The following is a 20,688-nucleotide window of genomic DNA, read 5'->3' on the forward strand; positions in this document are numbered from 1 at the left end:
GTGGGCGGAACATGGCCGCCACCCAGAGGATCGCCGTCGGCGCCATGGTCGCCGCGGCCTGTGCGGCGTCGTTCGCCGGTTGCGCGACCGACTCCAGCGGCACCAAGGAAGGGGCGCCCGGACCGGGGCAGGGGGCGCCGGCGCCGGGCAGCGTGCTCCGGCTGATCGGCGACGGTTCCACCGCCTACACCGGATCCCAGCCGCATCTGCCCCGGCCCGAGCGGCTGAGCCCCGGTCAGAAGCCCCCGCAGTTCGTCGTGTTCTCCTGGGACGGCGCGGGCGAGGACAGTCAGAAGCTGTTCTCGCACTTCCGCAAGGTCGCCAAGGAGAACAACGCGACCATGACGTACTTCCTCAGCGGCGTGTACCTCCTGCCGGAGGAGAAGCGCGACCTGTACAAGCCCCCGCAGCACTCGCCGGGCCGCTCCGACATCGGCTTCAACGACGAGCAGGGCATCACCGACACCCTCAAGCAGGTACGGCTGGCCTGGCTGGAGGGCAACGAGATCGGCACCCACTTCAACGGCCACTTCTGCGGGCCCGACGGCGGGGTCGGCACCTGGTCGGTGGAGGAGTGGAAGAGCGAGATCGCCCAGGCCAAGGCCTTCGTGAAGTCCTGGCGGACCAACACCGGCATGAAGCGGGCGGCTCCGCTGCCCTTCGACTACGACAAGGAGCTGATCGGCGCCCGCACCCCCTGCCTGGAAGGCCGGAAGAACTTCATCAAGGCCGCCCGCCAGCTGGGCTTCCGCTACGACTCCAGCGGAGTCGACAACCAGGTCTGGCCCAAGAAGAAGGAGGGCCTGTGGGACCTGTCGATGCAGCTGGTGCCCTTCCCCGGCCACACCTATGAGCAGCTGACCATGGACTACAACTTCATGGTCAACCAGTCCGGCACCAAGACCCAGGGCGACCCCGACAAGTTCGACTACTGGGGCGCCCAGATGCGCGACGGACTCGTCAAGGGCTTCTACCGCGCCTACGACGGCAACCGCGCGCCCCTGATCATCGGCAACCACTTCGAGTCCTGGAACGGCGGCACCTACATGCGCGCCGTCGAGGACGTGGTCAAGGCGGTGTGCACCAAGCCCGAGGTGCGCTGTGTCTCCTTCCATCAGCTGGCCGACTGGCTCGACGCCCAGGACCCGGGGACCCTGGCGAAGCTGCGCACTCTGAAGGTGGGCGAGGCCCCCCGGCAGGGCTGGGCGTCCTTCCTGTCCGGCCACCCGGCCCCGGCGCCCAAGGGCGTGCCCGGGGCGCCGGCGGACGGGGCGTAGACGTCAGACAGGCGCCGCCACGTTCTCGCCGAGCACGAAGTGGGGGTCGACCTGCGCCGCCAGGTCGGCCCCGGTGCGCTCGTTGCCCCAGGACTCGGCGTTCTTCAGGTGGAAGTGCACCATCTGGCGGGTGTAGCGCTCCCAGTCGCGCTGCTCGTAGGTGGCGTCGACGGTGGCCTTGAGCAGGTCCAGGGCGCGGGCGTTGGCCTCCTCCAGGAGGGCGAACCGGGGCGGGCGGCCCTTCTCCATGGCGCGCACCCAGTCCGAGCGCCCGACCGTCACGAGCAGGTCGTCCCCGACCTCTTCGCGCAGGAAGTCGAGGTCGTCCGGGCCCTGGATCTTGTTGCCGACGACCTTGAGGGCGACGCCGAAGTCGCGGGCGTACTCCTTGTACTGGCGGTAGACGGAGACCCCCTTCCGGGTCGGCTCGGCGACGAGGAACGTCATGTCGAAGCGGGTGAACATGCCGGAGGCGAAGGAGTCCGAACCGGCCGTCATGTCGACCACGACGTACTCGTCGGGGCCGTCGACGAGGTGGTTCAGGAACAGCTCCACCGCTCCCGTCTTGGAGTGGTAGCAGGCGACCCCCAGGTCGGCGTCCGTGAAGGGGCCCGTGACCATCAAACGGGCGGCGCCGCCGTCGAGTTCCACCGGGCGCGCGCAGGCGTCGTAGACCGGGTTGGGCTCGCGCACCCCGACCAGCCGTGAGCCCTCGCCGGGCGGGGTCGTCTTGATCATGGTGGCGGCCGAGGCGATGCGCGGATTGGCGCCGCGCAGGTAGTCCTTGATCAGCGAAAGCTGTTCGCCCATGGCGGGCAGCGCCGCCGCCTCCTCCTCGCCGAGGCCGAGCGCGGGGCCGAGGTGCTGGTTGATGTCCGCGTCGATGGCGACCACCGGGGCGCCGGAGGCGACGAGATGGCGGATGAAGAGGGAGGAGAGCGTGGTCTTGCCGCTGCCGCCCTTCCCGACGAAAGCAATTTTCATGTTCACCAAGGGTAGTCGCGCCATAGCTGTACGTGTCACGTGGTGGTGAAGAAGACCACTCCTTCGTGGGGTGGCTCGGTGGGGTGCGTAGTGTCGTACTCATGAGTACGACAGGCGCGACCGCCGATCCGCTCGCGGCCCTGGGCTCGCTGCCCGGTGTGGCCGAGTCCGTTGAGTCCGTGCGCAAGGCCGTGGACCGGGTCTACGGGCACCGGATCATGCGACGTCGCAGCAACGAGATCACCTCCGAGGCGGCGCTGCGCGGCGCCCGCGGCTCGGCGGCGCTGTCCGGTGCGGACTGGGCCCTGGAGGAGGTGCGCCGCCGTACCGACTTCGGTGTCGACGCCGAGGCCCGCGTCATGGGTGCGGCCCTGCGGCTCACCGCGGAGGCGGGGCAGCTGCTGTCCATCTGGCGCCAGTCGCCCCTCCGGGTGCTGGCCCGGCTCCACCTGGTGGCCGCGGCGAGCGCCGAGGATCAGGTCGGCAGGCCGCGTCTGGCCGGCGAGCCGGTCGACGAGCCGCTGGTCGAGCTGCCGCTGCCGGACGCCGAGGAGGTCTCGGGCCGACTGGAGGGGCTGGCCGACCTGATCATCGCCGGCAGCTCCGCGCCCGCGCTGGTCACGGCCGCCGTGGTGCACGGCGAACTGCTGGCACTGCGCCCCTTCACCTCCCACAACGGCCTGGTCGCGCGCGCGGCCGAGCGGATCGTGCTGATCGGCAGCGGACTGGACCCGAAGGCGGTCTGCCCCGCCGAGGTGGGCCACGGTGAACTGGGCCGCGCCTCCTACCTGGCCGCCCTGGACGGGTACGTCTCCGGCACCCCCGAGGGCATGGCCGCCTGGATCGCCCACTGCGGCCGGGCGGTCGAACTGGGTGCACGCGAGTCGACGGCGGTGTGCGAGGCGCTCCAGCGCGGCGCGGCCTGAGGGAGGCCGGACGGCGAAGTCCGGGTGTGCGGGCGAGGGAAGTCCTGGTGTGCGGGCTCCGGGCGGCCGGAGCGCCAGAGGGCGGGAGCCCCGGACGGCGGGGCGTCCCGACAAGGGTCGCGGCGGTACGAGTCGCTCGTACCGCCGCTGGCATGATCACCGGGTTACCAGGCGTCCTCGATGTGTCGCCCATCAGGTCGGGATCTTTGCCCGTCACCTGGTGCGGCTGGCCCGTAATCGACGGGTCGACGTCGCGTGGGTGCCCGGTGTTCATGCTGGGTCCGTGGGGCCAGTGCGTAGTGGTAGGGGATCCTCTCGGATGTCCTTTGGTCTCGCGGGCCTACGTTCTTTGTACCGCGGGCCGGGAGGAACCGGAACCCCTACCTGCACTTCTTTACTTTCGGGTTCAAACAGGGTGAAACCGACGCGGGTTCAGGCGGTGCAACGGCGTAGGTTCAGGCTGTGCCACGGCGCCGGTTCGTGTACCACACGAGGCCGGCGGTGGCCGCCGCCGCACCTATGGCCGCCGCGGCGACCAGCGCCGGGCGGGTCGGTACGGAGAACGCGGGCAGCCGTTTCTTGAGGCGGACCGGGTGGCGGAACTCCAGGATCGGCCACCCGCGCGCGAATGCCTCGCGGCGCAGCGCGCGGTCCGGGTTCACGGTGTGCGGGTGTCCGACGGCCTGGAGCATCGGCAGGTCGGTCGCCGAGTCGCTGTAGGCGTAGCAGCGGTCGAGGTCGTAGCCCTCGGACGCGGCCAGTTCCCTGATGGCCTCGGCCTTCGTGGGGCCGTAGGCGTAGTACTCCACCTCTCCGGTGAAACAGCCGTCCTCACCGACCACCATGCGGGTGGCGACCACTCGGTCGGCGCCCAGCAGTTCCCCGATCGGCTCGACCACCTCGGCGCCCGAGGTGGACACGATCACCACGTCCCGGCCGGCCGCGTGGTGTTCCTCGATGAGGGAGGCGGCCTCGTCGTAGATGATCGGGTCGATCAGCTCGTGCAGGGTCTCGGCGACGAGCTCCCGCACCTGCTGGACGTTCCAGCCGCGGCACAGTGCGGAGAGGTACTCGCGCATACGCTCCATCTGGTCGTGGTCCAGACCGCCGGCCAGGAAGACGAACTGGGCATATGCGGTACGCAACGCGGCCCTGCGGTTGATCAGCCCGCCTTGGTAGAAGGACTTGCTGAAGGCGAGGGTGCTGGACTTCGCAATGACCGTCTTGTCCAGGTCAAAGAAGGCCGCTGCGCGGGGCAAGGAGTGGTTTTCCACGTCCCTGAGCATAGGCGCCCACCATTCGGCGTAAGGTGGGGCGCGTGGGTTTGCCTGAGAGGGCTCTCGGGTACACCATGGAAGTCACGGATCGTTCGCGACCGTGCTAACCCGGTCCGACTCCTCCCCCCCCGAGTCGGCCGTGGGGACGACCCCCGCTCTCCCCCCCGGCGGGGGTCGTCGCATGTCCGGATGGGTTTTCTCCCTCCTCCCCTCTCCTCACGCGGCCGTACGGCCGGCATCGCGCCGCCGTGACCGCGCTCTCGGCATGCCCATGATCGGTGACCCACGGTAATCATCAGACTGCTCTGTGGATATCGCACACGCGCCGGCACGGGGGTCACCGGTATGGGTGACCGAGATATTCACAGGGTCTGGGTTGTCCACAGTTATCGACCAAGATCCACATTATTTCGCGGATCACTGCACCGTGATTCCAGCGCACTCCGGCCGAGGCGAGTTCATGGCCGGTCCGATTGCCGGAGCGCGTATGGCCGGTTCCTATCGGCCGTTCATATGGAGGCCGCTTGCCGGTTCTTCACACCTTTGGGAATCGCGTGGCCGCAGGGGCTGCGCGGCCCGCCCAGCGAAGGGGGAACACCCGTGACCGGAACCGTCACCCATGACCCGCCGCCCGGCCCCGCAGACCGGCCCGGACGGCCGCTCATCGTCACCGAGGACGCCGTTCTCCTGGACGACCTCCTGCGCCTGTGCGCGGCGGCGGGCGCCACACCCGAGGTCCACCACGGCGTACCGGAATCCGGCGACGGCTGGGCGGCCGCCCCGCTCGTACTCGTCGGTGACGACGCCGCCCACCGGATGTGCGGCGCCGCGCGCCGGCCCGGAGTGGTGCTGGTGGGCCGCGACCAGGACGACCCGGGGGTGTGGAAACGAGCCGTCCAGATCGGTGCCGACCACGTCCTGATGCTCCCCGACGGCGAACCGTGGCTGGTCGACCGCATCGCCGACGTCGCCGAGGGCATCGGCCGCCCGGCCCTCACCGTCGGGGTGATCGGCGGCCGGGGTGGGGCCGGCGCGTCCACGCTCGCGTGCGCGCTCGCCGTCACCTCCGCACGCGAGGGACTGCGCACCCTCCTGGTGGACGCCGATCCGCTGGGCGGCGGACTCGACGTACTCCTCGGCGGCGAGAGCGCCGAGGGGCTGCGCTGGCCCGCCTTCGCCGCCTCCCGGGGCCGGGTCGGCGGCGGCGCCCTGGAGGAGTCACTGCCCGAGCTGCACTCCCTCCGAGTGCTCAGCTGGGACCGCGGCGACTGCGTCGCCATTCCGCCTCCCGCGGTCCGCGCGGTGCTGGCAGCCGCCCGGCGGCGCGGCGGCACGGTCGTCGTCGACCTGCCCCGACGCCTCGACGACGGGGTCGCCGAGGCCCTCGCCCAGCTCGACATGGCCTTGCTCGTCGTACCGGCCGAGCTGCGGGCCGTCGCAGCCGCCGGCCGCGTAGCCTCGGCCGTCGGCATGGTCGTGCGGGACCTGCGGGTCGCGGTCCGCGGGCCGTACGCACCCGGTCTGGACGACCACGAGGTGGCCCGGCTGCTCGGTCTGCCGCTGGCCGGCGAGGTGCCCGTCGAACCGGCGCTGCTGCGTCCGCGGGGCGGCGCGAAACCGCCGGGTGCGACCGGGCGCGGACCGCTCGCCCGCTTCTGCACGCACTTCTGGGAGCGCGCGCTGGTGGAGACGGGAGGCATCCGATGACGCTGCCCGGACTCGACCGGGCCGACGGCGCGGCCCTGCTCGACGGCGTCCGCCGCCGACTCGCCGAGAGCGGTGCCGAACCCACCCCCGCGCGCGTGGCCCAGGCACTGCGCGAACAGGGCCGGGTGCTCGGCGACGCGGAAGTCCTCGGCGCGGCCGCGCACCTGCGGTCCGAACTCGTCGGCACCGGCCCCCTGGAACCCCTGCTCGCGGACCCGGACGTCACCGACGTCCTGGTCTCCGCCCCGGACCGGGTCTGGGTGGACCGCGGCGGCGGCCTGGAGCTGACCCCAGTGACCTTCCCCGACGCGGCTGCCGTACGACGTCTCGCGCAGCGGCTGGCCGCCGTGGCCGGACGCAGGCTGGACGACGCCCGGCCCTGGGCGGACGCCCGGCTGCCCGACGGCACCCGGCTGCACGCGGTGCTGCCCCCGGTCGCCGTCGGCTGCACCTGCCTCGCCCTGCGGGTGGTACGTCCCCGGGCCTTCACCCTGGAAGAACTCGTCGCGGCCGGCACGGTGCCACCCGGCGGCGACCGGATCCTGAGGGCACTGCTCGATGCCCGGCTGTCCTTCCTCGTCAGCGGCGGCACCGGATGCGGCAAGACGACCCTGCTCAGCGCCCTGCTCGGGCTCGTCGGACCCGGGGAGCGGATCGTGCTCGCCGAGGACTCGGCCGAGCTGAGGCCGGACCATCCGCACGTCGTCCGGCTGGAGACCCGGCCCGCCAACCAGGAGGGCGCCGGCCTGGTCACCCTGGAGGACCTGGTACGGCAGGCGCTGCGGATGCGGCCGGACCGGCTGGTCGTCGGCGAGGTGCGCGGCCCCGAGGTGGTGCATCTCCTCGCGGCCCTCAACACCGGTCACGAAGGCGGCTGTTGCACGGTCCACGCCAACGCGGCGGCGGATGTGCCGGCCCGGCTGGAGGCCCTGGCCACGGCCGCCGGGCTGGACCGGGCCGCACTCCACAGCCAGCTGGCGGCGGCCCTCTCCGTGGTGGTGCATCTCGTACGGGACCGGACCGGGCGGCGCCGGATCGCCGAGGTGCACGTGCTGGAACGGGACACCACCGGGCTGGTGCGGACGGTACCGGCCCTGCGCTGGGGCGAGCGGGCGTTCGTGCGGGAGCGGGGGTGGGGGCGGTTGCGGCAACTGGTGGGGGATGCGGGCGAGATCGGGGACGACTGAGGGGCGGAGCGGCGGACGGGTGGTGTGAGGGGGCCGTTCGGCCCGGCGCCGGGGATCGGTGGGCGAGTGCGCTCGGGCCGGAGCGGTGCTTCGGCGGCGTTCGGCAGACCGGTTCGCTCGGCAGATCGGTGGTAGGTCGGCGAGGTTCGGCGGGTCAGTGGAATCCGGCCGATCGGTGCGTTCGGGGGCGTTCTGCAGATCGGTTCGCGCGGCGGAGGAGCGGCGGGTCGGCGAGGTTCGGCGGGTCAGTGGAATCCGGCCGATCGGTGCGTTCGGGGTTCGGTGGCGGGTCGATGGGCTTCGGCTGGTCGATCGAGGCCGGCAGTGATGAGAACTGCGACGGCAGTGATGGCAGCAGTGACGGAAGTGATGAGAGGAGTGACGGAAGTGATCGGTGAGACGTCCATGGGGGCCGCGCTGGTCTGTCTCGGTGCGCTGGTGTGGCTGCTGGGCGGACGGCACTACGGGATGCGGCGGGCACGGCTGGTGCTGGCCGGCGGCGGGGTGGTGACGATGGGGCCGCCTGTCCGGGAGCGGTTCCGCGCGGAACTGCGGCGGAGGCGCGGGCGATGGGGAGCCGAGTGGTGGGCGCTCGTCGCCGGTCTGGGGATCGCCCTGCTGGGTGCCTCGGTGATTCCGGTGGTCGCGGGGGCCGCCGGGGTGCCGGTGTTGCGCCGGATGCGGCTGGCTCGGCAGGCCCGGCACACCCGGGAGCGGCGGGCCGATGCGGTGATCGCCCTGTGCGGTGGGCTCGCCGGGGAGGTGCGGGCGGGACGGCAGCCGGGAGAGGCGCTGTTGCGGGCCGCGCGGGACTCCGGCGGGCTCGGCGACGCCCAGGCCGGCGTGGTGGCCGCGGCGCGGTTCGGCGGAGACGTGCCCGGCGCGCTCGCCGTGGCTGCTCGTCAGCCGGGGGCCGAGGGTCTGCTCGGACTCGCCGCGTGCTGGCGGGTGGCCGTGGACCAGGGCGCCGGACTCGCCACCGGTCTGGACCGGCTGGACGGGGCCTTGCGTGCCGAACGGGATCAACGGTCCGACGTCCGCGCCCAGTTGTCGGGAGCCCGGGCCACCGCGGTGCTGCTCGCCGCACTGCCCGCGCTCGGGCTGCTCCTCGGCTCGGCCATGGGCGCTGACCCCCTGCGTGTGCTGCTGCACAGCGGCGCAGGCCTCGGCTGCCTGGCGGCCGGCGCTCTGTTCGAGACGGCCGGGATGTGGTGGGCGATGCGGATCGTGCGGGGGGCGGAGGCCGTGTGAGGTGCGCCGTGTGTATGGGGCGAACAGCCCGAATGACCGAACCGGACGACCGAGTGATCGATGAGCGGATGCCGGGGAAGGGGTGTGCGGCATGAGTGGGGAAGTCATCCACAGGCTGGGGACGGCAGTGGTCGTGGTGCTGGTCCTCGGCTGGGGCGTCGGATGGGTGGAGCTGACGCGACGGCGGCGTCGGGCGCGGCGCCGGGTGGCCGAGCTGCTGGGCTTTGAAGTGCCTGATCGGACCGCCCGGTTGATGATTCCGGACATCGTCCGGCGGCGAGGAGTGTGGACGGCCGGCGCGGCGTGTGGTGTCTGGGTGCTGGTCGGCGGGGTCGTCGGTGCGGTGCTGGGGCTGGGCGTGGGTGCTGTGCTGTGGCGGTGGCAGGGCCGTCAGGCGGTGGCCGGACAGCAAGAGGTGGTCGATACGGCCGGGGCCGCGCGCCAACTTCCGCTCGCCGCCGATCTGCTGGCCGCCTGTATCGCGGCCGGTGCCGGTCCGGTGATCGCCGCCCAGGCGGTGGGGGAGGCCCTTGGCGGGCCGGTCGGGCAGGCACTGGCGCGGGGCGCGGCGGAGGTCCGGCTCGGCGGTGAACCGGCGGATGTCTGGCGGAACTTGGCCGCGCTGCCCGGTGCCGGTGCGCTGGCACGGCTGCTGGAGCGGGCCGACGAGTCCGGGTTGCCCGCGGCCGGGCCGGTCGCCCGGCTCGCGTCGGACGCGCGTGCGGAGTGGGCCCGTACGGCGACGGTCCGGGCGCGCCGGGCGGGCGTACTGATCTCGGCGCCGGTCGGCCTGTGCTTCCTGCCCGCGTTCATCGCGGTCGGCGTGCTGCCGGTCGTGATCGGGCTGGCGGGCGGGGTGATGGGAGGGAGGTGAGGGCGATGAGAGCGGGGCGGCAGGCGGACGTCAGGTGAGCGCTGAACGACGGCGAAGGGCAATGAACAACAACGAACCGACACGAACCATGATGAACGACAACTAGCGACAACGATCCACAACAGACCAGAAGCCTCACGGGGGTTGAAATGTTCGAGAAGATCAGGAAAGCGGCGGTCCGGATGCGCGGAGCCTGCCGTCGGGACGGCGGAATGGTGACGTCCGAGTACGCCATGGGGATCATCGCGGCCGTCGGGTTCGCGTTGCTGCTCTACAAGGTCGTCACCAGCGGTCAGGTCCAGGCTGAGCTGCAGGACATCGTGAAGAAGGCCCTCAGTGCGCGCATGTGAGCGAGGTGGGGACCGCGGGTTCGTGACCGCGGAGGCGGCCGTGGTGCTGTCCGTGCTGGTGGCGTTCACGATGGCGCTGGTCTGGGGGCTGCTTGTGGTGGCGGCGCAGATCGAGTGTGTGGACGCGGCCCGTGCGGGCGCCCGGGCCGCCGCCCGGCAGGACCCGGCCGAGGCGGTGGTGACGGTGACCCGGGAAGCGGCGCCGAAGGGTGCTCGGGTGACCGTCGCGCGCGAGGGCGATCAGGTCCGGGTGACGGTGGCGGCCAAGCCGCCGGTGCTGAGCGGGTTGCCGTTCGAGGTCCGGGAGGAGGCCGTGGCCCTCGCCGAGGACACGGTGGGCCGGAGGGAGGCGGGGCCGTGAGGCGCCGGGGCGGGTCGACCGACGAACGGGTGCGTGCAGACGGTCGACGGGGGACCGGAGGCGAGGGGCGTGAGGGGGCGCGGTGCGGTGGGCACGCGCAGCCGGACCGGCCGTCGGACTCCGACCGGGGATCCGCCACCGTCTGGAGCATGGGAGCGATCGCCGTGCTGTGTGTGGTGTTCGGCGCCGTGCTCGCTCTCGGGCAGGCCGTCGTCGTACGGCACCGGGCGGCCGGCGGCGCCGACCTGGCCGCGCTCGCGGCGGCGGACCACTGGGCCGAGGGCGGCCCGCCGGCCTGTGCGCGTGCCGAGCGGCTGGCGGCGGCCCAGGGAGTACGGCTGGTGCGGTGCGCGATCGTGGGCGACACGTCCGAGGTGACGGCGGCGGCAGGAACGGGGCCGTTCACGGCGGAGGTCAGAGCGAAGGCGGGGCCGGCAGGTCCGGTACCGCCCGCCGTCTCGGACGGGCCCTCGGTTCCCGGCGTCTCGGACGGGCTCTCGGTTCCTGGCGTCTCGGACGGGCTCTCGGTTCCTGGCGTCTCGGACGGGCTCTCGGTTCCTGGCGTCTCGGACGGGCTCTCGGTTCCCGGCGTCTCGGACGGGCCCTCGGTTCCTGGCGTCCCGGACGGCTCCCCGGTTGGGCGTCCGGCGTCCTGGACGGCTTCCAGACAGGGCCCCCAGGGGCCCAGGGCGACTCCGATGCCATGCCACCCGCCGTGCTGGACAAGCCCTAGGCCTTGACGCCTGGCGTTCCGGCGTCCTGGCGGCCCAGCCGTCCCCGCGCCCTTTGCCGCTCGCCCTTCGCCTAGCCTTCCCCCGAGCTCCCCGAGCTCCCCGAGCTCCCCGAGCTCCCCGAGCTCCCCGAGCTCCCCGAGCTCCCCGCATCCGCCCCCTCCGGTGCCCCCCGAAGCAGCACTGTGAGCAGTCGTACCGCGCCCCTCTTGTGCAGTGGGTCGTTGCCGTTGCCGCACTTGGGGGACTGGATGCAGGACGGGCAGCCGGCCTCGCACTCGCAGGAGGCGATGGCCTCGCGGGTGGCGGTGAGCCAGGCGCGGGCGGTGTGGAAGGCGCGTTCGGCGAATCCGGCGCCGCCGGGGTGGCCGTCGTAGACGAAGACCGTGGGGAGGAGGGTGTCGGGGTGCAGGGGCACGGACACTCCGCCGATGTCCCAGCGGTCGCAGGTCGCGAAGAGGGGCAGCATGCCGATGGAGGCGTGTTCGGCGGCGTGCAGGGAGCCGCCGAGGATCTCCGGGGTGATCCGGGCTTCGTCCAGCTGGTCCTCGGTGACCGTCCACCACACCGCGCGTGTGCGCAGCGTACGAGGAGGGAGGTCGAGTTTCGTCTCGCCCAGCACTTCGCCGGTGATGAGGCGCCGGCGGAGGTAGGAGACCACCTGGTTGGTGACCTCCACCGAGCCGTAGCACAGGCGGCCGGCGCCCCACGGGATCTCGGTGTCCGTCTCCAGGATGGAGATGGACGTGGTGTCACGGGCGACCGTCGAGTACGGCGGGTCCGCCTGCTCGACCAGGGCGACGGAGTCCTCCAGGTCCAGGGAGCGCACCAGGTAGGTGCGGCCCTGGTGCAGGTGGACGGCGCCTTCGTGGACGGTGGAGTGCGCGGCGCCCGCGTCCACCGTGCCGAGCAGACGGCCCGTGCCGGCCTCGACGACCTGCACCGGACGGCCGCCGGCGCCGCGGATGTCGGTGAGGTCGGCGGCCCGCTCCCGGCGGGTCCAGTGCCAGGCCTTGGTGCGGCGGCGGAGCAGCTTCGCGGCCTCCAGCTGCGGCAGCACGTCCGCGCAGGCGGGGCCGAAGAGGGCCAGGTCCTCCTCGGTCAGCGGCAGCTCCGCGGCGGCGGCGCACAGGTGCGGGGCGAGGACGTAGGGGTTGTCGGGGTCGAGGACCGTGGATTCCACCGGCTGGTCGAAGAGGGCTTCGGGGTGATGCACGAGGAAGGTGTCCAGCGGGTCGTCGCGGGCGACGAGGACCGCGAGGGCGCCCTGGCCCGAGCGGCCCGCGCGGCCGGCCTGCTGCCACAGGGAGGCGCGGGTGCCCGGGTAACCGGAGATCACCACCGCGTCCAGACCGGAGACGTCCACGCCCAGCTCCAGGGCGGTCGTGGCGGCGAGACCGAGGAGTTCGCCGGAGTGCAGGGCCCGTTCCAGGGCGCGGCGCTCCTCGGGGAGGTAGCCGCCGCGGTAGGCCGCGACACGCCGGGCCAGGGAGCGGTCGACCTCGGCGAGTCTCTCCTGGGCGATGACCGCGATCAGCTCGGCGCCGCGCCGGGAGCGTACGAAGGCGACCGAGCGCACACCCTGCACGGTGAGGTCGGTCAGCAGGTCGGCGGTCTCGGCGGTGGCGGTACGCCGTACGGGTGCGCCCTTCTCGCCCTGCAGTTCGGTGAGCGGGGGCTCCCAGAGGGCGAACACTAGCTCTCCGCGCGGGGAGGCGTCGTCGGCGACCTCGACGACCGGCAGGCCGGTCAGCCGGCGGGCGGCGACCGAGGGCTCGGCGGCGGTCGCCGAGGCCAGCAGGAACACCGGGAAGGAGCCGTAGCGGGCACACAGGCGGCGCAGCCGGCGCAGCACCTGGGCGACGTGCGAGCCGAAGACGCCCCGGTAGGTGTGGCACTCGTCGATGACGACGTACTTGAGTGATCTCAGGAAGGAGGACCAGCGCGGGTGGGAGGGGAGTATCCCGCGGTGCAGCATGTCCGGGTTGGTGAGGACGTAGTTGGCGTACTGGCGGATCCACTCCCGTTCCTCGAACGGGGTGTCACCGTCGTAGACGGCCGGCCGTACCGACGTGCCGAGCGGTTGTGAAAGTTCCTTCACCGACCGGCACTGGTCCGCCGCGAGCGCCTTGGTGGGGGACAGGTAGAGAGCGGTGGCACCACGGCCGTTCGGGGCCTCCGCGCCGTCCAGGAGGGTGGACAGGACGGGCACGAGGTAGGCGAGGGACTTGCCGGAGGCGGTGCCGGTGGCGACCACCACCGAGTCGCCGTCGAGGGCGTGTTCGGCGGCCAGCGCCTGGTGCGCCCAGGGGTGCTCGATGCCGCACGCCTGGACGGCCGCGATCACTTCGGGCCGAATCCGGTCAGGCCAGACGGCATGGCGGCCCGCGCGCGGGGGCAAGTGCTCCGTATGAGTGATGCGCGCAGCCCGGCTCGGCCCGGAGGCGAGCCGGTCCAGGACCGTGCCCGGAGACGTGCGGGAGGCCGGGCGGGCCTGGGGTCGATCGGATCGGTGATTCTTGGCCATCGGCACCGAGTGTGTCACTGGCGTGACGGACAATGGAGCCAAGGCGTCGTGCACGCCTGCCGGTAAGTGATTGAATGCCATCGCGGCTGGCGAAACGTCCCGGGGGCCGCAAGCGAGGTGCCCGAGGGACGACCGCTCGATAGCAAGGTGCTGGAGGATCCGTGGACCTGTCCCTGTCGACCCGTACCGTCGGCGATCGTACGGTCGTCGAGGTCGGTGGCGAAATCGACGTATATACCGCGCCCAAGCTGCGCGAGCAGCTGGTCGAGCTGGTGAACGACGGGAATTTCCACCTCGTCGTCGACATGGAAGGTGTGGACTTCCTCGACTCCACCGGGCTCGGCGTGCTGGTGGGCGGCCTGAAGAGGGTTCGTGCCCACGAGGGCTCGCTGCGTCTGGTCTGCAACCAGGAGCGCATTCTCAAGATCTTCCGCATCACCGGCCTCACCAAGGTGTTCCCGATCCACACCACGGTCGAGGAAGCGGTGGCGGCCACCGACTGATCGGCCACTGACCGATCCCGGACCGGTCGCCGGGGCCGGGCTCCTGCCGGGGCCCGGTCGCCGGCCGGTCCTCGCCTGGGCCGATGCCGATGTGGCGGCCCGGAAGAGAGATGTACACCAGGGGGTGTGGGCGCTCGACGGCCCCGCCCCCGACCGCACGCCCGTAGTCGCGAGGGGGATGAATGGCCACCGTCGAACTCCGCTTCAGCGCGCTGCCCGAGCACGTCAGGACCGCCCGGCTGGTGGCGGCAGCGGTGGCGCGCAGGGCCGGAGTGGACGAGGCCGTCCTGGACGAGGTGCGGCTCGCCGTGGGCGAGGCGTGCTCCCGCGCTGTCGGACTCCACCAGAACAGTGGCGTCACGGCACCGGTGAAGGTGGCGTTGATCGAAGAGGAGAAACAGTTCTCCATCGAGGTCGGCGACGAGGCTCCGCACGCCGCCCCGGGCGGCGACACGCCGGGCGGGCCGGAAGCCGAGGCGGAGGTCGAGGAGGACGAGATGGGCCTCGCGGTCATCAGCGGTCTCGTCGACGACGTGGAGGTCACCACCGGGCAGAACGGTGGCCTGATCCGCATGACGTGGCCGACCGCGCCGCCGGCCGCCGCGCTCGCCTGATCTTGCCCGTTTGATCCCGCCCGCCTGCTCCGGCCGACCGGTCTCACTCGACTGGCCGTAGCGGCCACAACCACCCGACAAGCGCACAGGGGCCCTGCCGAGCAGGGCCCCTGTGGTGTTTCGGCGACCGTCACGGGAATTCGTGAAAGAATTCACGATCAAAACCGTGATAATTTGATCAAGCGCCAAGTGGCCGACAATGGCTTTGGGGCATTACGTCGTTCGGGTTTGCTGTATGTACATGCAGGCCAATTCCGTTTACCGTCCCCTGTTTAGACTCACTCGGCGGTACCTACAATCCGTCCACATCTTGAGCTCAGCCCAAGCGTCAAGGAGGACGAATGGCGGGGCTTTCTACTCCTCAGTCGGGTCATCCCACGTCCCTCGCAGCCGCGGTCCTGACCGACGACAACCGGATCATCGTGGCCGTCATCGCGGCGGTCGCCCTGGCCGCGCTGGTGGTCGCGGGGATCCTGGTCCGCCAGGTGCTGGCGGCAGGCGAGGGCACCGACAGCATGAAGAAGATCGCCGAGGCGGTGCAGGAAGGTGCCAAGGCGTATCTCGCCCGGCAGTTGCGCACGCTCGGTGTATTCGCCGTCGTCGTCTTCTTCCTGCTCATGCTGCTGCCCGCGGACGACTGGAATCAGCGGGCCGGCCGCTCGGTGTTCTTCCTGATCGGCGCGGCGTTCTCGGCGGCCACCGGCTATATCGGCATGTGGCTCGCCGTACGCAGCAATGTGCGGGTCGCCGCGGCGGCCCGGGAGGCAACGCCGGCGGAAGGCGAGCCGGAAAAGGATCTCACCACCGTCTCGCACAAGGCGATGAAGATCGCATTTCGCACGGGCGGTGTCGTCGGCATGTTCACGGTGGGGCTCGGTCTGCTGGGCGCCTCCTGTGTGGTGCTGGTGTACGCGGCCGACGCGCCGAAGGTGCTGGAGGGCTTCGGCCTCGGCGCCGCCCTGATCGCGATGTTCATGCGGGTGGGCGGCGGCATCTTCACCAAGGCCGCCGACGTCGGCGCCGACCTGGTCGGCAAGGTCGAACAGGGCATTCCGGAGGACGACCCGCGCAATGCCGCGACCATCGCCGACAACGTGGGCGACAACGTCGGGGACTGTGCGGGCATGGCGGCCGACCTGTTCGAGTCGTACGCCGTGACCCTGGTGGCCGCGCTGATCCTCGGCAAGGCCGCCTTCGGCGACTCCGGGCTGGCGTTCCCGCTGCTGGTGCCCGCCATCGGTGTGATCACGGCGATGATCGGGATCTTCGCGGTCGCCCCGCGCCGGGCCGACCGCAGCGGCATGTCGGCGATCAACCGCGGCTTCTTCATCTCCGCGGTGATCTCGCTGGCGCTGGTCGCGATCGCGGTCTTCGTCTATCTGCCGTCGAAGTACTCCGCCCTCGACGGCGTCACCGACGCGGCGATCAAGGGCAAGGACGGCGATCCGCGCATCCTCGCGCTGGTCGCGGTGGCCATCGGCATCCTGCTCGCCGCCGTCATCCAGCAGCTGACCGGCTACTTCACCGAGACCAACCGCCGTCCGGTGCGGGACATCGGCAAGACCTCCCTCACCGGCCCGGCCACCGTCGTCCTCTCCGGCATCTCGGTGGGCCTGGAGTCCGCCGTCTACACCGCGCTGCTCATCGGGCTCGGGGTGTACGGCGCGTTCCTGCTCGGCGGTACGTCGATCATGCTGGCACTGTTCGCGGTCGCGTTGGCCGGCACCGGGCTGCTCACCACGGTCGGCGTGATCGTCGCCATGGACACCTTCGGGCCGGTCTCCGACAACGCGCAGGGCATCGCCGAGATGTCCGGCGACGTCGAGGGCGCGGGCGCGCAGGTGCTCACCAACCTGGACGCGGTCGGCAACACCACCAAGGCCATCACCAAGGGCATCGCCATCGCCACCGCCGTCCTCGCCGCGTCGGCGCTGTTCGGGTCGTACCGCGACGCGATCACCACCAACGTGCAGGACGTCGGCGCGAAGCTCACCGGGCCGGGGTCGCCGCTCAGCCTGTCCCTGGACATCTCGCAGCCCAACAACCTCGTCGGCCTCATCGCGGGCGCCGCGGTCGTCTTCCTCTTCTCCGGACTGGCCATCAACGCGGTGTCGCGGTCGGCGGGTTCGGTGGTGTTCGAGGTGCGGCGGCAGTTCCGTGAGAAGCCCGGGATCATGGACTTCACCGAGAAGCCCGAGTACGGCAAGGTCGTCGACATCTGCACCAAGGACGCCCTGCGGGAGCTGGCCACGCCCGGTCTGCTCGCCGTCATGGCGCCGATCTTCATCGGGTTCACGCTCGGTGTCGGCGCGCTCGGCTCCTACCTCGCCGGCGCGATCGGCGCGGGCACGCTGATGGCGGTGTTCCTCGCCAACTCCGGCGGTGCCTGGGACAACGCCAAGAAGCTGGTGGAGGACGGCAACCACGGCGGCAAGGGCAGCGAGGCCCACGCGGCCACGGTGATCGGGGACACGGTCGGCGACCCGTTCAAGGACACCGCCGGGCCCGCGATCAACCCCCTGCTGAAGGTCATGAACCTGGTCTCGCTGCTCATCGCACCGGCAGTGATCAAGTTTTCCTACGGCGACGACAAGAACCTCGGGGTGCGGATCGGGATCGCCATCCTCGCACTGCTGGTGATCGTCGTGGCCGTGTACATCTCCAAGCGGCGCGGGATCGCCGTCGGCGACGACGACAGTGCCGGGCGGGTCGCCAATCCGCCGGACGCCGCGGTGGTCTCGTAGATCGCGGCGAGAAATCCCTGCTCAACGGGTGGGCGGGTGGCGTTGCTGACGTCGCCCGCCCACTTGTCGTCTGTGGGCTCGCCCACGTCGTGAGCCTTCTCTCCCATGGCACGAAAGATCACAAAAGCTGACTTATGCCTCCCCCGGCAAGGGGAGGGAGTGCGTCCGCCGTGTAGATTCCGGGGGCCGAGAGCCATGGAAGGGACCAATCCGGTGAACAAGAAGCTCGCGGCCGCACTGTCCGGCGGTGCGGTACTGGTGGTGGCGGTGTCCGGGTGCAGCGGCGGCGGTGACAAGGGGCCCGACCCCAAGCTGGTGTCCTGGGCCAAGACGGTGTGCGACGCCGTGCCCGCGCAGGACGCGAAGATCAGGTCGGCCAACGCTTCGATCGCGGCCATCGCCACGGACACCAACCTCCCGCCGAAGGACGCCCAGAAGACGTACGCGGCCGCCTTCCAGGACATGGCCGAGGGCTACAAGGCGCTCGCCGACGCCCTCGACAGCGCGGGAGCGCCCCCCGGGATCGACGGCGGTGCCAAGCTCCAGCAGGACGCGGCCAAGAACCTCGCCGGCCTCTCCACGTCGTACGCCGACCTGAAGAAGAAGGTCGACGGGCTCAACACCAAGGACCAGGGCAAGTTCGCCAAGGGCCTGAAGGAGGTCGCCCTGCAGACCAAGGAGGTCGGCAAGCAGAGCGACAGCGGCACGGAGGCGCTGAAGCGGCTGGAGAAGGGCGACGTCAAGGAGGCGATGGCCGAGCAGCCCAGCTGCAAGGTCACCCCGTCCGGCTCCGCCCAGCCGACGGCGTCGGGGACGGCTGGCTGACGTCTGCGGGAGCGCGGCTGAGGTCTGCGGGTGCGCGGCTGAGGTCGGTGGGTGGCTCGCTGAGGTCGTGAGTGGGCGGCTGACGTGGCGAACGGTCCGCGCGCAGTCGGGCCGGGGCAGTCGCCGCGAGCCGGTCTCTGGCAGTGGCCAGGACTCAGCTCCGGGCAGCCGCCGCAGTCGACCCGGCCAGCTTTCGCCGGTCGACCCGGCCAGCTTTCGCCGGTCGGCCCGCGCGCCGTCGCCGGTCGGTCCGCGCAGCCCTCGTCGGCCGGCCCGCGCAGCCCTCGCCCGTCGGCCCGCCCGCCTTCGCCGGTCGGCCCGCGCGCCGTCGCCCGTCGGTCCGCGCAGCGCTCGCCCGTCGGCCCGCGCAGCCGTCGTGAGGCGGTCGTGGGTGGCTGTCGCGGGCGACAATGGGGGCGTGACTGACTCCGGACCCGCTTCCCTGCCCGCTTCCGACCGGCTCGACATCGCCGCGCGTCTGAGGGACGCGCTGCTGGCCGCCTCCTTCACCGCCGACGGGCTGCTCGACCTGCTCGGCGCGCCCGCGTACGCGGCGCTGGCCCGCAGCGAGACAGTGCCCGCTCTCCGGGCGACCCGTGGCGACACGCCGCTGGAGACGCTCGTACGGCTGTTCCTGCTCCAGCAACCGGTGCCCCACGCGCGCGTGGCGGCCGTTCTGCCGGTCGGGGAGGCGGTCGAGGCCGGCTGGCTCAGGCGTGTGAGCGGTGACGAGGTGGCCGCGACCGTGGACGTGCGGCCGTACGGCGGTCCCGGCGGCGAGGACTGGTTCATCGTCTCCGACCTCGGCTGCGCGGTCGGCGGAGCCGGCGGCATCGGACAGCGTGACGAGGGTGTCGTCCTGGGTGTCGGCGGCGCCTCGACGACCCTCGCCGGCATCACCGTCCGTACCCCCGTCGCCGCCGCCCTGGACCTGGGCACCGGGTCCGGTATCCAGGCGCTGCACGCCGCGCAGCACGCCACGCGCGTGACGGCGACCGACCTCAACCCCCGCGCGCTGCACATCACGGCGCTCACCCTGGCGCTCTCCGGGGCGCCCGCCGCCGACCTGCGCGAGGGCTCGCTGTTCGAACCGGTCCGGGACGACGAGACGTTCGACCTGATCGTCTCCAACCCCCCGTTCGTGATCTCCCCGCGCGCCCGGCTGACGTACCGGGACGGTGGCATGGGCGGGGACGATCTGTGCCGCTCGCTCGTTCAGGAAGCGGGGGAACGGCTGAACGAGGGCGGGTTCGCGCAGTTCCTCGCGAACTGGCAGCACGTGGCGGGGGAGGACTGGCAGGACAGACTCAGGTCGTGGGTGCCGCGCGGGTGCGATGCCTGGATCGTGCAGCGCGAGGTGCAGGACGTCACGCAGTACGCCGAGTTGTGGCTGAGGGACGCCGGTGACCACCGTGGGGACCCGGCGGAGTACCAGGCGCGGTACGACGCCTGGCTCGACGAGTTCGAGGCGCGCAAGGTCAGGGCGGTCGGTTTCGGCTGGATCACCCTGCGCAGGACCGGGTCCGCCGAGCCCTTGGTCACGGTGGAGGAGTGGCCGCATCCGGTTGAACAGCCGCTCGGCGAGACGATCCGGGCGCACTTCGAGCGGCTCGACTATCTCCGGGAGCACGACGACGCGGCGCTGCTGGACAGTCGCTTCAAGCTCGTCCCCGAGGTGGTCCAGGAGCAGGTCGGGCTGCCCGGCGCGGAGGACCCGGAGCATGTGGTGCTGCGCCAGCACCGCGGGATGCGCCGGGCGACGAAGGTGGACACGGTGGGGGCCGGGTTCGCGGGGGTGTGCGACGGCACGCTGAGCGCGGGCCGCATCCTGGACGCCATCGCGCAGCTCGTCGGCGAGGACCCGGTGGTGCTCCGCGACCGCACGCCCGCGCAGATCCGGCTGCTGGTGGAGCAGGGCTTCCTGGAACCGGCGGGCTGAGCGGGCGCGCGGGACGGGACGGCGCCAGGAGCGGTGCCGCGGCGCCGGGTGCGAGGCCCGGTGGGGAGCGGTGCCGGGCAGGTGCCGTACGCCGGGTGCCCGTGCCGACGTAGGCGCGGTCGGATCATCTCCTGATCGCGCCGCGCGCATCGTCGTATGCCGCTGGCACGGGCCCGGCGAGGTCGCAGGGAGAGGGCGGCGCCGGGCCGTTTCCCGAAAACGGCTGGAAAAAATATCGGCACCGGGTTCGGGCCCTGCGATTCGAGTGTGCGTTCGAATGATCGGGAGCCTTCCGTTCACCCCGATGTCGCCCGCCCGCCTCCATGGCGTGCCACCCTCCCGGCGCTGGGCAGAGCCGACGGCAGGGAAGGGGTGCTCGGGCGATGGAGAGCGGACCGGCGATCTTCGCGGGAGTGGTGTTCGCCCTGTTCGGGGCCGGTCTGCTGGCGTGGACAGGCATCCGCGTCCGGCGCAGGGAACCGGTGGCCGTCGGTGTGAGTCGGGTCGCATCCGCCGCCGTCGCGAGCCTGGCCGGAGCGATCGCGCTGAGCCTCGGGGTGTACTGCCTGACCCGGCTCTGAGACGGGTGCCCGCCATGTCCAGCGGGTAAG

Annotated in this window: 17 protein-coding genes and 1 pseudogene; 15 read left to right on the top strand and 3 right to left on the bottom strand. The window is 71.9% G+C overall.

Annotation, left to right across the window (positions count from 1 at the left end):
• Nucleotides 1–11 precede the first annotated feature (11 nt).
• Nucleotides 12–1,277, top strand: coding sequence for a hypothetical protein (locus tag ACH4LD_RS29960; protein WP_398054651.1), 1,266 nt, complete (start codon nucleotides 12–14; stop codon nucleotides 1,275–1,277).
• A gap of 3 nt (nucleotides 1,278–1,280) precedes the next feature.
• Here ACH4LD_RS29960 and ACH4LD_RS29965 read toward each other — a convergent pair whose 3' ends face one another.
• Nucleotides 1,281–2,261: an ATP-binding protein gene (locus ACH4LD_RS29965; RefSeq protein ID WP_398054650.1), complete on the bottom strand. Its 981-nt coding sequence runs from the start codon at nucleotides 2,259–2,261 to the stop codon at nucleotides 1,281–1,283.
• Nucleotides 2,262–2,362: 101 nt separating this feature from the next.
• Here ACH4LD_RS29965 and ACH4LD_RS29970 point away from each other — a divergent pair, with 101 nt between their 5' ends.
• Nucleotides 2,363–3,187 carry an oxidoreductase gene (locus ACH4LD_RS29970; protein ID WP_398054649.1) on the top strand — a complete coding sequence of 275 codons (825 nt, stop codon included), beginning with the start codon at nucleotides 2,363–2,365 and terminating at the stop codon, nucleotides 3,185–3,187.
• Nucleotides 3,188–3,642: 455 nt separating this feature from the next.
• Here ACH4LD_RS29970 and ACH4LD_RS29975 read toward each other — a convergent pair whose 3' ends face one another.
• Nucleotides 3,643–4,473: an HAD family hydrolase gene (locus ACH4LD_RS29975; RefSeq protein ID WP_398054648.1), complete on the bottom strand. Its 831-nt coding sequence runs from the start codon at nucleotides 4,471–4,473 to the stop codon at nucleotides 3,643–3,645.
• Between the two features lie 591 nt (nucleotides 4,474–5,064).
• On the opposite strand from ACH4LD_RS29975, the gene ssd reads away from it, so the two are divergent.
• The 7 genes and pseudogenes from ssd to ACH4LD_RS30010 all read left to right on the top strand — a co-directional run.
• Entirely contained in the window at nucleotides 5,065–6,171 is a 1,107-nt protein-coding gene (gene ssd, locus ACH4LD_RS29980; protein WP_398054647.1) for a septum site-determining protein Ssd, read from the top strand.
• Nucleotides 6,168–7,358 (top strand): TadA family conjugal transfer-associated ATPase, encoded by a 1,191-nt coding sequence (locus tag ACH4LD_RS29985; protein WP_398054646.1) that lies wholly within the window; start codon nucleotides 6,168–6,170, stop codon nucleotides 7,356–7,358. Before ssd ends, ACH4LD_RS29985 begins: the two co-directional genes overlap by 4 nt.
• Before the next feature lie 369 nt (nucleotides 7,359–7,727).
• Nucleotides 7,728–8,609, top strand: a complete 882-nt coding sequence (locus tag ACH4LD_RS29990; protein WP_398054645.1) for a type II secretion system F family protein — start codon at nucleotides 7,728–7,730, stop codon at nucleotides 8,607–8,609.
• 91 nt (nucleotides 8,610–8,700) lie between these two features.
• On the top strand, nucleotides 8,701–9,483 hold the full coding sequence (locus ACH4LD_RS29995; protein WP_398054644.1) for a type II secretion system F family protein: 783 nt from the start codon (nucleotides 8,701–8,703) through the stop codon (nucleotides 9,481–9,483).
• 149 nt (nucleotides 9,484–9,632) lie between these two features.
• Complete coding sequence (locus ACH4LD_RS30000) at nucleotides 9,633–9,833, top strand: DUF4244 domain-containing protein (RefSeq protein ID WP_132790033.1); 201 nt, start codon at nucleotides 9,633–9,635, stop codon at nucleotides 9,831–9,833.
• Between the two features lie 22 nt (nucleotides 9,834–9,855).
• Entirely contained in the window at nucleotides 9,856–10,194 is a 339-nt protein-coding gene (locus ACH4LD_RS30005) for a TadE family type IV pilus minor pilin (protein ID WP_398054643.1), read from the top strand.
• 29 nt (nucleotides 10,195–10,223) lie between these two features.
• Nucleotides 10,224–10,643 (top strand): annotated as a pseudogene (locus ACH4LD_RS30010) (Rv3654c family TadE-like protein); the annotation flags it as partial.
• Nucleotides 10,644–10,998: 355 nt separating this feature from the next.
• On the opposite strand, the gene ACH4LD_RS30015 reads toward ACH4LD_RS30010, so the two are convergent.
• Nucleotides 10,999–13,533 (bottom strand): DEAD/DEAH box helicase, encoded by a 2,535-nt coding sequence (locus tag ACH4LD_RS30015; RefSeq protein WP_398054642.1) that lies wholly within the window; start codon nucleotides 13,531–13,533, stop codon nucleotides 10,999–11,001.
• 80 nt (nucleotides 13,534–13,613) lie between these two features.
• On the opposite strand from ACH4LD_RS30015, the gene bldG reads away from it, so the two are divergent.
• The 6 genes from bldG (at nucleotide 13,614) to ACH4LD_RS30045 (ending at nucleotide 20,658) form a co-directional block, all read left to right on the top strand.
• Complete coding sequence (bldG, locus tag ACH4LD_RS30020; protein ID WP_014674042.1) at nucleotides 13,614–13,955, top strand: anti-sigma factor antagonist BldG; 342 nt, start codon at nucleotides 13,614–13,616, stop codon at nucleotides 13,953–13,955.
• Between the two features lie 182 nt (nucleotides 13,956–14,137).
• Nucleotides 14,138–14,569 carry an ATP-binding protein gene (locus tag ACH4LD_RS30025; RefSeq protein ID WP_398054641.1) on the top strand — a complete coding sequence of 144 codons (432 nt, stop codon included), beginning with the start codon at nucleotides 14,138–14,140 and terminating at the stop codon, nucleotides 14,567–14,569.
• A 341-nt stretch (nucleotides 14,570–14,910) separates the two neighbouring features.
• On the top strand, nucleotides 14,911–17,313 hold the full coding sequence (locus ACH4LD_RS30030; RefSeq protein ID WP_398054640.1) for a sodium-translocating pyrophosphatase: 2,403 nt from the start codon (nucleotides 14,911–14,913) through the stop codon (nucleotides 17,311–17,313).
• Nucleotides 17,314–17,508: 195 nt separating this feature from the next.
• Nucleotides 17,509–18,138, top strand: coding sequence for a small secreted protein (locus ACH4LD_RS30035; RefSeq protein WP_398054639.1), 630 nt, complete (start codon nucleotides 17,509–17,511; stop codon nucleotides 18,136–18,138).
• 418 nt (nucleotides 18,139–18,556) lie between these two features.
• On the top strand, nucleotides 18,557–20,077 hold the full coding sequence (locus ACH4LD_RS30040; protein ID WP_398054638.1) for a methyltransferase: 1,521 nt from the start codon (nucleotides 18,557–18,559) through the stop codon (nucleotides 20,075–20,077).
• 383 nt (nucleotides 20,078–20,460) lie between these two features.
• Nucleotides 20,461–20,658 carry a hypothetical protein gene (locus tag ACH4LD_RS30045; protein WP_165951824.1) on the top strand — a complete coding sequence of 66 codons (198 nt, stop codon included), beginning with the start codon at nucleotides 20,461–20,463 and terminating at the stop codon, nucleotides 20,656–20,658.
• Nucleotides 20,659–20,688: the final 30 nt, after the last annotated feature.

It is taken from the genome of Streptomyces sp. NPDC017676 (genome assembly GCF_044329325.1).
GTDB lineage: Bacteria > Actinomycetota > Actinomycetes > Streptomycetales > Streptomycetaceae > Streptomyces.

Bases quoted from the DNA above. Each gene is read 5' to 3' on its own strand.
- ACH4LD_RS29960 (WP_398054651.1), top strand. From the start codon at position 12: ATGGCCGCCACCCAGAGGATCGCCGTCGGCGCCATGGTCGCCGCGGCC.
- ACH4LD_RS29965 (WP_398054650.1), bottom strand. From the start codon at position 2,261: ATGAAAATTGCTTTCGTCGGGAAGGGCGGCAGCGGCAAGACCACGCTC.
- ACH4LD_RS29970 (WP_398054649.1), top strand. From the start codon at position 2,363: ATGAGTACGACAGGCGCGACCGCCGATCCGCTCGCGGCCCTGGGCTCG.
- ACH4LD_RS29975 (WP_398054648.1), bottom strand. From the start codon at position 4,473: ATGCTCAGGGACGTGGAAAACCACTCCTTGCCCCGCGCAGCGGCCTTC.
- ACH4LD_RS29985 (WP_398054646.1), top strand. From the start codon at position 6,168: ATGACGCTGCCCGGACTCGACCGGGCCGACGGCGCGGCCCTGCTCGAC.
- ACH4LD_RS29990 (WP_398054645.1), top strand. From the start codon at position 7,728: ATGAGAGGAGTGACGGAAGTGATCGGTGAGACGTCCATGGGGGCCGCG.
- ACH4LD_RS29995 (WP_398054644.1), top strand. From the start codon at position 8,701: ATGAGTGGGGAAGTCATCCACAGGCTGGGGACGGCAGTGGTCGTGGTG.
- ACH4LD_RS30000 (WP_132790033.1), top strand. From the start codon at position 9,633: ATGTTCGAGAAGATCAGGAAAGCGGCGGTCCGGATGCGCGGAGCCTGC.
- ACH4LD_RS30015 (WP_398054642.1), bottom strand. From the start codon at position 13,533: ATGGCATTCAATCACTTACCGGCAGGCGTGCACGACGCCTTGGCTCCA.
- ACH4LD_RS30025 (WP_398054641.1), top strand. From the start codon at position 14,138: ATGGCCACCGTCGAACTCCGCTTCAGCGCGCTGCCCGAGCACGTCAGG.
- ACH4LD_RS30030 (WP_398054640.1), top strand. From the start codon at position 14,911: ATGGCGGGGCTTTCTACTCCTCAGTCGGGTCATCCCACGTCCCTCGCA.
- ACH4LD_RS30035 (WP_398054639.1), top strand. From the start codon at position 17,509: ATGGAAGGGACCAATCCGGTGAACAAGAAGCTCGCGGCCGCACTGTCC.
- ACH4LD_RS30045 (WP_165951824.1), top strand. From the start codon at position 20,461: ATGGAGAGCGGACCGGCGATCTTCGCGGGAGTGGTGTTCGCCCTGTTC.